At 49.7% G+C, this 294-nt stretch carries 1 protein-coding gene; it reads right to left on the minus strand.

Features of this window, described 5'->3' with window-relative positions; all coding sequences use genetic code 11:
• Nucleotides 1-10: 10 nt before the first annotated feature.
• The coding region (locus tag F0L68_RS45900) for a hypothetical protein (RefSeq protein ID WP_149730582.1) at nucleotides 11-294 on the minus strand (284 nt) is incomplete at its 5' end.

Consider the following 294-nt stretch of genomic DNA (forward strand, 5'->3'; position numbering starts at 1 on the left):
CTTTGATTGTCTAGAAAGGTGTAACGAACCAGGAGAAGATGTCAGGGAGACCAGCTACTTCACCATCGTGTCCAAATGCCATACGGTCTCCCGAAGCGTCCACAATCCTACCGAGCTTCAAAGCATCGTTGTACTCGCGATTGTAGATGAAGAACAGGACGTCGTTTTCGTACTTCGTGGGCTGGAGGAACCACTGCTCCCTGGTGGTGTCGGCGGTGTTGGTGCCGAATATAATACGGTCTTGAGTGTTGCAGTCAGTCGTCGAACTTAGTTTCAAGTACTGGTTGTACTTAG

The organism is Solihabitans fulvus (genome assembly GCF_008386585.1).
Lineage (GTDB): Bacteria > Actinomycetota > Actinomycetes > Mycobacteriales > Pseudonocardiaceae > Solihabitans > Solihabitans fulvus.